Source organism: Kitasatospora papulosa (assembly GCF_000717245.1).
Lineage (GTDB): Bacteria > Actinomycetota > Actinomycetes > Streptomycetales > Streptomycetaceae > Streptomyces > Streptomyces papulosus.
The window spans coordinates 12,575-24,105 of record NZ_JNYQ01000016.1; the positions used below are offsets into that span (position 1 = coordinate 12,575).

The following is an 11,531-nucleotide window of genomic DNA, read 5'->3' on the forward strand; positions in this document are numbered from 1 at the left end:
GCCCTGTTCCGGAACGTCCTATTCCTGGAGCCACTGTGACCACCCCCTTCCAGTACGAACCCGGATCGTCCGCAGGCCCGGTTCCGCCCCCGCAATGTCCCGCGCACACCATGGGAATCGGGCCGGGCGGGCTGCGCAGGCTCTACGGTCCCGAGGCCGAGGCCGACCCCGCCGGCCTGTACGAGAAGCTGCGCGCCGAACACGGCACGGTGGCGCCCGTCCTGCTCCACGAGGACGTCCCCGCCTGGCTGGTGCTCGGACACAGCGAGAACCTCCACATGACCCGCACCCCCTCGCAGTTCTCCCGTGACTCGCGACGCTGGCGTGGCCTGCAGGACGGCAGCGTGGCCCCCGACCACCCGCTCGCCCCGCTCTTCACCTGGCAGCCCGTCTGCTCCTTCGCCGAGGGCGCCGAACACGAACGGCTGCGCGGCGCGGTCACCGACAGCATGGCGCGCATCGACACCCGGGGCGTGCGCCGCCACATCAACCGGTACTCCAACCGGCTCGTCAACGACTTCTGCGCGGAGGGCAGGGCCGAACTGGTCACCCAGTTCGCCGAGCGGCTCCCGATGATGGTGATGTGCGCGATCATCGGCATGCCGGAGGAGTACGACGACCGACTGGTCCAGGCCGCCCGTGACATGACGCGTGGTTCGGAGACCGCCGTCGCCAGCAACGCCTACGTGATCGGCGCCCTGGACCGGCTGGTCCAGCGCCGCAGGGCCGTACCCGCCGAGGACTTCGCCACCTGGCTGGTCGAACACCCCGCGGAGCTCACGGACAAGGAGATCAGCGAGCACCTGCGGGTGGTCCTGATCGTCGCCTACGAGACGACCGCCAACCTGATCGCCAACGTGCTCCGCATGGTGCTCACCGACCCCAGGTTCCGCGCCAGGCTCAGCGGAGGGCACATGACCGTGCCCGAGGCGGTCGAGCAGACCCTGTGGGACGAGCCGCCCTTCACCGCGGTCCTCGGCCGCTGGGCGGTGGGCGACACCGAGCTCGGCGGGCAGCAGATCAAGGCCGGCGACGCGCTGATCGTCGGCATCGCGCCGGCCAACACGGATCCCGCCGTACGGCCGGACCTGACCCTCAGCATGGAGGGCAACCGTGCCCACATGGCGTTCAGCAGCGGCCCCCACGAGTGCCCGGGCCAGGACATCGGACGCGCCATCGCCGACGTCGGCGTCGACGCCCTCCTGATGCGCCTGCCCGACCTGGAACTCGCCGTCGACGAGGACAAGCTGAGCCGCGCCGGGAACTTCATGTCGCGGCATCTCGTGGACCTCCCGGCGACGTTCGCCCCGGCACCGCAACAGGAGATCGACGAGGAACCGCTGCCTGCCGTGGCCCGTCCGCGGACACCCGGCGACTGGGTGGTCGCCTCACCCGCCGTCCGCGGCGCCGCGCCCGTCGGCCGCGTGTCGCCCGCGGCGCCCACCGCCCCCGCGGACGCCGCGTCCGGAGAGGGCGCCGTCGTCCCGGCGCAGCGCAGCGGACCGACGAGGATCTGGCACGCCGTCGTGCGGTGGTGGAACGGCCACTGACCCGCGCGGCGGTCCGCGGCGCCGGGTGCCCGTGCCCCCAGGTCCGGGGCACCCGGCTCCCCGCCCCGTACCATCGAGCAGCGTGAAGCTGACAATTCTTGGTGGCGGCGGATTCCGGGTCCCTCTGGTGTACGGGGCACTCCTCGGCGACCACGCCGAAGGCCGCGTGACGAGGGTGACCCTGTACGACACCGACGCCGACCGGCTCACGGCCGTCGCACGGGTCCTGGCCGAACAGGCCGCCGGCATCGACGACGCGCCCGCCGTCGTCGCGACCGCTGACCTCGACGAGGCCCTGCGGGGCGCGGACTTCGTGTTCTCCGCGATCAGGGTCGGCGGCCTCGAAGGGAGGGCGGCCGACGAGCGCGTCGCCCTCGACGAAGGCGTACTGGGCCAGGAGACGGTCGGGGCGGGCGGCATCGCCTACGGGCTGCGTACCGTTCCCGTCGCGACCGACCTCGCACGGCGCATCGCCCGGCTCGCCCCCGACGCGTGGGTCATCAACTTCACCAACCCGGCGGGCCTGGTCACCGAGGCGATGGCCCGGCACCTCGGCGACCGGGTCATCGGCATCTGCGACTCACCGGTGGGACTCGGCCGACGTATCGCCCGCGTCCTGGGCGTGGACCCCGACCGGGCCTGGATCGACTACGTCGGACTCAACCACCTGGGCTGGGTGCGCGGGCTCCACGTCGACGGACGCGACGAACTCCCCCGTCTGCTCGCCGATCCCGCCCTGCTCGGCTCCTTCGAGGAGGGCAGGCTGTTCGGCGCGGACTGGCTGCGCTCCCTGGGCGCCGTCCCCAACGAATACCTGCACTACTACTACTTCAACCGCGAGGCGGTCCGCGCCTACCAGGACGCCGAACAGACCCGCGGCGCCTTCCTCCGCGAGCAGCAGGAGGGCTTCTACGCCCGGATGAAGGACCCGGCCGCACCGCCTCTGGCCACCTGGGACCGTACGCGTGCCGAACGTGAGGCCACGTACATGTCGGAGAACCGGGACGTGGCGGGGGCCGGTGAGCGTGAGGAGAGCGACCTGGAGTCCGGCGGGTACGAGCAGGTCGCCCTGGCTCTGATGCGGGCCGTCGCCCGCGACGAACGCACCTCGCTGATCCTCGACGTCCGCAACCGGGGCGCCCTCCCGGTGCTCGACGAGGACGCCGTCATCGAGGTGCCGTGTCTCGTCGACGCCAACGGCGCCCGTCCCGTCGCCGTCGACCCGCTGCCGTACCACGCGGTCGGGCTGGTCACCGCGGTGAAGGCGGTGGAGCGTGCGGTGCTGGAGGCGGCGGAAAGCGGCTCGCGGTCGGCGGCCGTGCGGGCCTTCGCCCTGCACCCACTGGTGGACTCCGTCTCCGTGGCCCGCAGACTCGTCGAGGGATACACCCGGGCGCACCCCGGGCTCGGGTACCTCGACCGCCCCTGAACGGCGTGGGCCTCAGGGAGCGGGTACCGCCCTCGGCCGGCCGGACGGGCCCCAGGTCGGGGCGACGCCGGTGACCTGGCACACCATGAGGAAGAGAGGGATGGGCGGCGTGTAGGGCGTGCGGCTCTCCGGTGTGTGGATCAGCCGGGGACGCCCGGCCGGGACGTACGCCCCGGCGGCGTACGAGGCCTGCTCCGGCCAGTCCAGATCGAGGTCGGAACCCGCCGGCACGATCCACCACCAGCGGTCGGCGTCGGCGAACACGCATCCCGCGCGCGGCAGATGGGACATCAGCCGGAAACCGTACTGCGCGGGCACGCCCACGGCGTCGCAGCCGAGGCTCGCCGACAGCGCGGGTGGCAGCGGGAGCCGGACCCGGTCAGGCGCGCCGTCCTCCTCCTCGGGGCGTCCCCTGCGCGCCCCGAGGAGCTGGGAGAGGGCGTTCCTCAGCATGTCCGCTCCGGACCGTACGGCAGCTCCGCCCACACGATGCGCCCGGAGTGGTACCCCGCGTCGTGGGATCCCCAGGCGGCGCTCATGGAGTCGACGAGCAGCAGTCCGCGTCCGTGCTCCCCGTCGGAGGTGAGGGAGAGCCGTGGACCGCCGGGCTCGTGCCCCTGGTCCTGCACGGAGACGCGGAGACGGGCGGCGTCGCAGCGGAGCTCGCAGACGACCCGGGCGCTCGCGGTGTGCACGACCGCGTTGGTGAAGAGTTCGGAGACGACCAGGACCGCCGCGTCGTGGGTGTCCCCGGTCAGCTGCCAGTCCGCCAGCCGGGCACGGGTGAGGCGCCGGGCACCGGCCACGGAATCGGGGTGCGCGGGCAGCGCGAAGCAGTAACGGAGCGCTTCCGTCCCGGGGCTGAGGTCCATGAGCCGGGGGATGAGCGCACTGCCAGGTGCCACGACCGATTCCTCACAGTGGGGGCTGCGTCACGCTTCGCGCCACCCCGGAACGGGGCGGGAACGACCGCGAACTTGGTTCGGTCACCAACTCTCCCCCCGACATGAACACTTGGCAAGAGGCACTCTGAAAAATTCAGAGTGGCAGTGTCCCCGGAGCCGTGCGCATGGCACACTGCTCGCACACAGCGCATCGGGAGGTCTGAAGTGAGCGAACCGCGGTCCGCCCCGACCGTGGGTCAGGTCGTTCTCGGCAAGCGCCTGCAGGATCTGCGGGAGCGCGTCGGCCTGAGCCGTGACCAGGCGGCGAAGGTGCTCCGTGTCGCCCCCGGGACCATACGCAGGATGGAGACCGCCGAGGTCGGGCTGAAGATCCCTTACGTCCAGCTCCTCCTCAAGGCCTACGGCATCGCCGACGACGAGACGGACGCCTTCGTCGAACTCGCCGAAGAGGCCAACAAGCCCGGCTGGTGGCAGCGCTTCCACGACGTGCTGCCCGACTGGTTCAGCATGTACGTCAGCCTGGAGGGCGCGGCGAGCCTCCTGCGCACCTACGAACCGCACTTCGTCCCCGGCCTGCTGCAGACCGAGGACTACGCCCGATCCGTCCTGCGCACCGGCGCCGTCGGCCAGACCAGACCCGCCGACATCGAGCGCCACGTGGCGCTGCGGATGGAGCGGCAGTCCCTGCTCACCAAGGCCGAGGCGCCGAAGTTGTGGGTGGTGATGGACGAGACCGTCCTGCGCCGTCCCGTCGGCAGCCCCGAGGCGATGCGGGCACAGGTCGACCGCCTGCTCGAGGCGACGGACCTGCCCAACGTGACCCTGCAGATCGCCGAGTTCGCGACCGGTCACCACCCGGGCACCTACGGCCCGTTCGTCCTCTTCCGCTTCGCCGTCCCGGAACTCCCGGACATGGTCTACAGCGAGTACCTGACCGGCGCCGTCTACTTCGACGCGCGCCCCGAGGTGGCTTCCTATCTCGAGGTCATGGACCGCATGGCGGCTCAGGCCGCGACTGCACAACGCACGAAGGAAATCCTCAGGGACTTCCGCAAGGAGCTGTGATGAACCACATATACAACGGCATGCCGGCCGCCGACCTCGGCACCGAAGGCTGGTACAAGCCGTGGAGCGGTGGTAACGGGGGCAATTGCATCGAGGCCATGAAACTGGCCGACGGCAGAGTGGCGGTCCGCCAGTCGGCGGACCCGGACGGCCCCGCGCTCATCTACTCCAACGGCGAGATCGCCGCCTTCATCCAGGGCGCCAAGTCCGGTCAGGCCGATTTCCTCCTTACCTGACGCACGACCGCCCGCGCTCGCACCACACGCTGTTCGCCGAAGTCCCCGACCAACGGAGTGCGCCATGACCGGGCAGGAATCCCAGGCCGTCGAGATCGACACGAGCAAGCCGCATCCGGCACGGATGTACGACTGGTTCCTCGGCGGCAAGGACAACTACCCGGTCGACGAGCAGATGGCCCGCCAGCTGCTCGCCCTGGACTCCCGGGGGCGTGACATGGCCCGTGTCAACCGTGCCTTCATGCACCGGGCGACCCGCTGGCTCGCCGAGAACGGCGTGCGCCAGTTCCTCGACATCGGTTCGGGCATACCCACCGAGCCGAACCTCCACCAGATCGCCCAGCGGACCGCCCCGGACGCCCGCGTCGTCTACTGCGACAACGACCCGATCGTGCTGGCGCACGCGGCGGCCCTGCTGCGCTCCGCCCCCGAGGGCGCCACCGAGTACATCCAGGCCGACGCCCGCCGGCCCGAGGCCATCCTGGAGGCGGCGGGCAAGGTCCTCGACTTCGACCGGCCCATCGCCCTCTCCCTCCTCGCCCTGCTCCACTTCGTGGACGACGAGGACGGCGCCGCCGAGCTCGTCGACCGGCTCGTGGAGCAGCTGCCGTCCGGCAGCTACCTGGTGCTCTCGCACACCACGGGGGACTTCGACCCGGAGGGCGCGGCCAAGGCCCGCGCCATGTACAAGGCCCGGGGGATGACCCTGAGGCCCCGCTCGCGCGCCGAGCTCACCGCCTTCTTCCACGGCCTCGCACTCGTCGAGCCGGGCGTCTCGCTCTCCGCGGAGTGGCGTCCGGAGCTCGGCGAGGTCATCGACGTCCCCGGCCATGAGCCGATCCCCGGGTACGCGGGCGTCGCCCGCAAGCGCTGACCCGGAGCCGGAACCCGGCCCACCGGGCGCCGGGGCCACCGGCGACAATGGGGGCATGTCACGACGCACCTCCCGCCCGGCCGGATCCGGCGCCCGCTCCGCCAGGGCCTCCGCCGGAGCGGACCCCGGGCCGACCGGCCCGGAGTCCCCCTGCCCGTGCGGCCTGCCTGCCACGTACGCCGACTGCTGCGGCAGGTACCACTCGGGGGCCGCGGCCGCCCCGACCTGCGAGGCACTGATGCGCTCGCGGTACGCGGCCTTCGTGGTCCGGGACGCCGCCTACCTGCTGCGCACCTGGCACCCCGACACCCGCCCGCCGGGCGTCGACTTCGACCCGGCCATGCGCTGGACGGGTCTGGAGATCCTGGAGACGACCGACGGCAGCGCCTTCCACAGCGCGGGGACGGTCACCTTCCGGGCCCGCTACACCGACGGCGGACGCCCCGACGCGCTCCACGAGAAGAGCCGATTCGTCCGCCACGAGGGCGCGTGGGTCTACGCGGCAGCGGTCTTCGTCGACTGAAATCCCGTTGCCCCGGCCGGACGGATCTTCCTAGGATCCGCGGATGGACAGCGAGAGCGCGACGGAGCAGGACGCCGGACGGACACACTGCTGGAGCGGCCGCGGTATCGCCTTCGCACCTCTGGAGATCACGGACGCACCGCTGGTGCACCGCTGGCGGTCCGACCCGGCGGCGGCGCACGAGACGGGTGTCTGGCCCGGCTCGCTGTACGAGCTGACCGAGCGCATCGAACGCCACCTCGACGACAACTCGCGCGACGACTTCCTCGTCCTGCTGCCCGACGGCACCCCGGCAGGCATCGTCGCCCTGCACGACCAGCAGCTGGCCGAAGGCACCGCGGAGGCCTATCTGATCCTGGACCGGGAGCACCGGGGGCGCGGCCTCGGCGTCGCCGCCCTGGACGCCCTCACCGACCTGGCCTTCGGCGAACTGCCGATGCAGCGGATCGAGGCCTTCACCCACACCGACAATGCCCCCGCCCTCTCGGTCCTCGGCGCCGCCGGTTTCACGCCGGAGGGGGTACGCCGCTCGTCCTGCCTCCACCGGGGCCGCCGCTACGACAACGCCGTGCTCTCCCTGCTCCGCACGGAATGGGAGGCCCTGGACCGTCCCCGGTCCTGGGAGCTCTGAGCGGGCACCGTCACACCGGTGCGGCGGACCGCTCGGTCGACGGCGCGAGCTGCTGCTCCAGGTCCTCCGCGAGCAGCCGCTTGGCGATCACGTCGACCGCCGCCCGCAGCTGCCGGTCGTCCGGCCGCGCCCCGTCCTCGGCGAGCCGCTCGTTGAGCCAGCGGCCCCAGGCCGCCGAGATCGTCGCCGCCTCACGACTGCCGGCCGCCGTATGGGCGAAGAGCCGGCCGTCCCCGGTGAGGTAGCCCTCCTCGATCATCCGGTCGAAGACCGGCACCAGGACCTCCGGGGGGATCCGGTGCCTGGCCGCGATCAGCCGGAGCCCGGCGTGGCCCACCATCCGGGTGAAGAGGTCGACCTGCATCACGGCCCAGGCCCCCGCCGTGTCGAGGCGGGTGTCGGACTCCGCGACGATGCGCCGTGCCGTGTCGGGCCCCGCCCGGCGCAGGATTCCGGCGACGGCCGATTCGAGGACCTTCGCCGGGTCCCCGGTGCTCGGCTGGGCGAAGCCCTCGCCCATGTCCGTGGAGCTCGCGCGGGCGCTGTCGCGCAGCTTCACCTGCTTCAGGAAGAGCGAGACCACGAACCCCAGCAGGGCCACCGGCACCGTCCACAGGAAGACCGTGTGGAGGGTGTCCGCGTAGGCCTGCGCCAGGGGCGCGGTCTGTTCGGGCGGCAGGGCGTGCACGGCCTGCGGGCTCTCCGCGACCCGCGCCAGGGACGCCGGATCGCCTCCCGCCCGCGCCGCCTGCTCGACACCCTGGGTCAGATTCGGACGCAGCGCGTTCGCGTAGATCGTGCCGAAGACGGCCGTGCCGAACGAGCTGCCCAGCGTGCGGAAGAACGTCACGCCGGAGGTCGCGGTGCCGAGGTCCGCGTAGTCGACCGTGTTCTGCACGGCGATGGTGAGTACCTGCATCGACAGGCCGATGCCGATGCCCAGCACCAGCATGTACAGCGACTCCAGCCACACCCCGCTGCCCGGGCCCATCCGGGACAGGAGGTAGAGACCGGCCGCCATCACGAGCGAACCGATCACCGGGAAGAAGCGGTAGTGGCCCGTCCTGCTGACCACGTTGCCGCTGAAGATCGAGGCGGCCAGCAGGCCGATCACCAGGGGGAGGGTCCGCACCCCGGAGAGGGTGGCGGAGTCGCCGTCGACGTACTGCAGGTACGTCGGGAGGTAGATCATCGCGCCGAGCATGGCGAAGCCCACGATGAAGCTCAGGATGGAGCAGACCGCGAACACCGGGCCGCGGAACAGCCGCATCGGCAGCATCGGCTCCTTCGCCCGTGTCTCCACGAGGCAGAAGAGCGCCAGGGCGATCAGCCCTCCGACGAACAGGCCGATGATGACCGGGGAACCCCACGCGTACTCGTTGCCGCCCCAGCTCGTGCCGAGGATCAGCGCGCCGGACCCTACGGCGACCAGCCCGATGCCCGGGTAGTCGATGACCGGGCGTCCGGCCGCCCGTACGGAAGGGATGGTGCGGGCCGCGGCGACGACCACCACGATCGCGATCGGCACATTGACGTAGAACGCCCAGCGCCAGGTCAGATGGTCGGTGAACAGTCCGCCCAGCAGGGGGCCGACGACCGTGGCCACGCCGAACACCGCACCGATGGCCCCCTGGTACTTGCCCCGTTCCCGCAGCGGGATGACGTCGGCGATCAGTGCCATGGAGGTGACCATGAGCCCGCCCGCGCCGATGCCCTGGAGACCCCGCCAGATGATCAGCAGCAGCATGTTCGAGGCGAGCCCGCACAGGAACGAGCCGGTGATGAAGATGACCGCCGAGATCTGGAAGATCAGTTTCCGGCCGAAGAGATCACCGAACTTCCCGACCAGCACCGTGGCCACGGTCTCGGCCAGCAGATAGGCCGTCACCACCCAGGACATGTGCTCCGCGCCGCCGAGGTCCGAGACGATCGTGGGGAGCGCCGTCCCCACGATCGTCTGGTCCAGTGCGGCGAGCAGGATCCCCAGCACGATCGTGGCGAAGACGATGTTCCGGCGCCGGGGGTCGAGGACGGGTGGCGCTGCGGCACTCTGCGCGGCGGGTGAGGTCTCGCTGGCAGTGGTCACCCTCGCACCCTCACACCCGGCCCGGGGGCACGCATGCGGGGGCGAGCCGGACGGGTCAGGCCAGCAGCTCCCGTACGCAGGCCGTCATCCGGGCCACGAACGCGTCACGGACCTCCTCCGGGACACGGTCGAGGGACAGGTACGGATTGAGGTCCTCCAGCTCGACGAGCAACAGGTCGCCCTCCGGTGTCCGGCAGGCGTCCACCCGCTGGATGCCGTGCGTGAGCGTGTTCCACTCGACGAACCGGCGTGCGAAGTCCAGGTCCTCGGAACTCGGCGCGTACGGTTCGAGCACCCAGCGCCGCTCCGGATGCGGGGCGTGGAGGGCGTACTGGAAGTCGTGGTCGACGAAGTAGAAGGACACCTCGTAGCGGAAGTCGATCCGGGGCTGGACGAGAAGGGTGCCCCCGGCGCCCTCGGGAAGCTCCGGCCGCTCGGTGAACCGCAGGCCCATCGAGTCCGCGCCGAGCTTGGGCTTGACCACGTACCCGTCCGACCGGGGGAGCAGCCCGAGATCGTCCCGGCTGTCCACCGTCGGGATCACCGGGAAGCCGGCCCGGCTCAGATCGACCAGGTACTGCTTGCCCGCCATGTCCCCGCGTCCGTCGAGCGTGTTGCAGACCCGGGCACCCGACCGCCGCGCCCGGGCCACGAACGCGTCGTACGCCTCCTGATGGTGCAGCACCGGTCCGCTGTTGCGGACGACGACCGCGTCGAAGCCGTCCAGCAGGGCCGCCGCGTCCCGGGGGTGGCAGAGGGCGACGTCGAAGGTCTCGCGGAGCCGGGAGGTCAGGAAGATGTCCTCGTCGCAGTAGCGCCGTCCGCGCGCCTCGTAGGCGAGATCGGTGACGAACAGGACGGAGGGGCGTGGTGGGCCGGACGCGGCGGTCAAGAGTGCTCCCAGGGGGTTCGGTATCGGGCCGGACGTCAATAGCCTTGCCGGTGCAGCCCGTTCACCGTCATGAAGCACCCTGATCTCTGCCCCGCAGGAGTCACACGTGTCCCAGGCTTCGTCACCGCCCGACATTCTCTCGCCCGCCTTCGCCGCCGATCCCTACGGGGCCTACCGGGCGATGCGCGAGCGTGCCCCCCTGATCCACCACGAGCCCACGGGAAGCTATCTCGTCTCCCGGTACGAGGACGTCGAGCGCGTCTTCAAGGACCGGGCCCAGGAGTTCACCACCGAGAACTACGACTGGCAGCTGGAGCCCGTCCACGGCCGGACCATCCTCCAGCTCAGCGGCAGGGAACACGCGGTGCGCCGGGCCCTGGTCGCTCCGGCCTTCCGCGGGGCGGACCTCCAGGAGAAGTTCCTGCCCGTCATCGAGCGCAACGCCCGCGAGCTCATCGACGCCTTCCGGCACACCGGGGAGACCGACCTCGTCGAGGCGTTCGCGACGCGCTTCCCCGTCCTGGTCATCGCCGATATGCTGGGCCTGGACCGGGCGGACCACCAGCGCTTCCACGGCTGGTACACCGACGTCATCGCGTTCCTCGGCAACCTGGCGGGCGACCCCGCGGTCATGGCGGCCGGGGAGCGCACCCGCCAGGAGTTCGCCGAGTACATGATCCCGGTGATCCAGCGGCGCCGGGAGGAGCCCGGGGACGACCTGCTCTCCGCGCTGTGCGCCGCCGAGGTCGACGGCGTACGGATGAGCGACGAGGACATCAAGGCGTTCTGCAGCCTGCTGCTCGCCGCGGGCGGCGAGACGACCGACAAGGCCATCGCCTCGGTCTTCGCCAACCTGCTGGCCCACCCCGAGCAGCTCGCTGCCGTGCGGCGGGACCGCTCCCTCGTCGACCGTGCCTTCGCCGAGACGTTGCGCTACACCCCGCCGGTCCACATGATCATGCGCCAGACGGCGGGCGAGGTGGAGCTGTCCGGCGGCACGGTCCCGGCCGGCGCCACCGTCACCTGCCTCATCGGCTCGGCCAACCGGGACGACGCACGCTACGCCGACCCGGACCGGTTCGACCTGTTCCGCGACGACCTGACGAGCACGACGGCGTTCTCGGCGGCCGCCGACCACCTGGCGTTCGCGCTGGGCCGGCACTTCTGCGTGGGCGCTCTGCTGGCCCGCGCCGAGGTGGAGACCGGGGTGAACCAGTTGCTCGACGCCATGCCGGACCTGCGCCTCGCCGACGGGTTCCAGCCCGTCGAGGAGGGCGTCTTCACCCGCGGCCCGGCGTCGCTCCCGGTGCGGTTCACACCGGCAGCGGGCTGAGCAGGGG

12 protein-coding genes are annotated in these 11,531 nt (G+C 71.6%); 8 read left to right on the forward strand and 4 right to left on the reverse strand.

Features of this window, described 5'->3' with window-relative positions; genetic code table 11:
• Positions 1 to 35: 35 nt before the first annotated feature.
• Both IA22_RS0129330 and IA22_RS0129335 read left to right on the forward strand, forming a co-directional pair.
• Entirely contained in the window at positions 36 to 1,550 is a 1,515-nt protein-coding gene (locus IA22_RS0129330; protein ID WP_015579617.1) for a cytochrome P450, read from the forward strand.
• An 82-nt stretch (positions 1,551 to 1,632) separates the two neighbouring features.
• Positions 1,633 to 2,979 (forward strand): 6-phospho-beta-glucosidase, encoded by a 1,347-nt coding sequence (locus IA22_RS0129335; RefSeq protein WP_015579618.1) that lies wholly within the window; start codon positions 1,633 to 1,635, stop codon positions 2,977 to 2,979.
• 12 nt (positions 2,980 to 2,991) lie between these two features.
• On the opposite strand, the gene IA22_RS0129340 is transcribed toward IA22_RS0129335, so the two are convergent.
• Positions 2,992 to 3,432: a hypothetical protein gene (locus tag IA22_RS0129340; RefSeq protein ID WP_014152865.1), complete on the reverse strand. Its 441-nt coding sequence runs from the start codon at positions 3,430 to 3,432 to the stop codon at positions 2,992 to 2,994.
• Positions 3,426 to 3,884, reverse strand: a complete 459-nt coding sequence (locus IA22_RS0129345) for an ATP-binding protein (protein ID WP_014152864.1) — start codon at positions 3,882 to 3,884, stop codon at positions 3,426 to 3,428. The genes IA22_RS0129340 and IA22_RS0129345 overlap by 7 nt, the downstream gene beginning before the upstream one ends.
• A 204-nt stretch (positions 3,885 to 4,088) precedes the next feature.
• Here IA22_RS0129345 and IA22_RS0129350 point away from each other — a divergent pair, with 204 nt between their 5' ends.
• The 5 genes from IA22_RS0129350 (at position 4,089) to IA22_RS0129370 (ending at position 7,213) form a co-directional block, all read left to right on the forward strand.
• Positions 4,089 to 4,949, forward strand: a complete 861-nt coding sequence (locus tag IA22_RS0129350; RefSeq protein WP_014152863.1) for a helix-turn-helix domain-containing protein — start codon at positions 4,089 to 4,091, stop codon at positions 4,947 to 4,949.
• Positions 4,949 to 5,185, forward strand: coding sequence for a DUF397 domain-containing protein (locus IA22_RS0129355; protein ID WP_014152862.1), 237 nt, complete (start codon positions 4,949 to 4,951; stop codon positions 5,183 to 5,185). Before IA22_RS0129350 ends, IA22_RS0129355 begins: the two co-directional genes overlap by 1 nt.
• A 64-nt stretch (positions 5,186 to 5,249) precedes the next feature.
• Positions 5,250 to 6,059: an SAM-dependent methyltransferase gene (locus tag IA22_RS0129360; protein ID WP_015579619.1), complete on the forward strand. Its 810-nt coding sequence runs from the start codon at positions 5,250 to 5,252 to the stop codon at positions 6,057 to 6,059.
• Positions 6,060 to 6,114: 55 nt separating this feature from the next.
• On the forward strand, positions 6,115 to 6,582 hold the full coding sequence (locus IA22_RS0129365) for a YchJ family protein (protein WP_014152860.1): 468 nt from the start codon (positions 6,115 to 6,117) through the stop codon (positions 6,580 to 6,582).
• 43 nt (positions 6,583 to 6,625) lie between these two features.
• Positions 6,626 to 7,213 (forward strand): GNAT family N-acetyltransferase, encoded by a 588-nt coding sequence (locus IA22_RS0129370; RefSeq protein WP_030125342.1) that lies wholly within the window; start codon positions 6,626 to 6,628, stop codon positions 7,211 to 7,213.
• A 10-nt stretch (positions 7,214 to 7,223) separates the two neighbouring features.
• Here the strand turns inward: IA22_RS0129370 and IA22_RS0129375 are convergent, their stop codons facing one another.
• Together IA22_RS0129375 and IA22_RS0129380 are read right to left on the reverse strand one after the other, a co-directional pair.
• A complete protein-coding gene (locus IA22_RS0129375) occupies positions 7,224 to 9,299 on the reverse strand; it encodes an MDR family MFS transporter (protein ID WP_014152858.1) in 2,076 nt (691 codons plus the stop codon).
• A 55-nt stretch (positions 9,300 to 9,354) separates the two neighbouring features.
• Positions 9,355 to 10,191, reverse strand: a complete 837-nt coding sequence (locus IA22_RS0129380) for an ATP-grasp domain-containing protein (RefSeq protein WP_014152857.1) — start codon at positions 10,189 to 10,191, stop codon at positions 9,355 to 9,357.
• Positions 10,192 to 10,297: 106 nt separating this feature from the next.
• Here IA22_RS0129380 and IA22_RS0129385 point away from each other — a divergent pair, with 106 nt between their 5' ends.
• Entirely contained in the window at positions 10,298 to 11,524 is a 1,227-nt protein-coding gene (locus tag IA22_RS0129385; RefSeq protein WP_030125343.1) for a cytochrome P450, read from the forward strand.
• Positions 11,525 to 11,531 lie beyond the last annotated feature (7 nt).

Bases quoted from the DNA above. Each gene is read 5' to 3' on its own strand.
- IA22_RS0129355 (WP_014152862.1), top strand. From the start codon at position 4,949: ATGAACCACATATACAACGGCATGCCGGCCGCCGACCTCGGCACCGAA.
- IA22_RS0129365 (WP_014152860.1), top strand. From the start codon at position 6,115: ATGTCACGACGCACCTCCCGCCCGGCCGGATCCGGCGCCCGCTCCGCC.
- IA22_RS0129340 (WP_014152865.1), bottom strand. From the start codon at position 3,432: ATGCTGAGGAACGCCCTCTCCCAGCTCCTCGGGGCGCGCAGGGGACGC.
- IA22_RS0129370 (WP_030125342.1), top strand. From the start codon at position 6,626: ATGGACAGCGAGAGCGCGACGGAGCAGGACGCCGGACGGACACACTGC.
- IA22_RS0129360 (WP_015579619.1), top strand. From the start codon at position 5,250: ATGACCGGGCAGGAATCCCAGGCCGTCGAGATCGACACGAGCAAGCCG.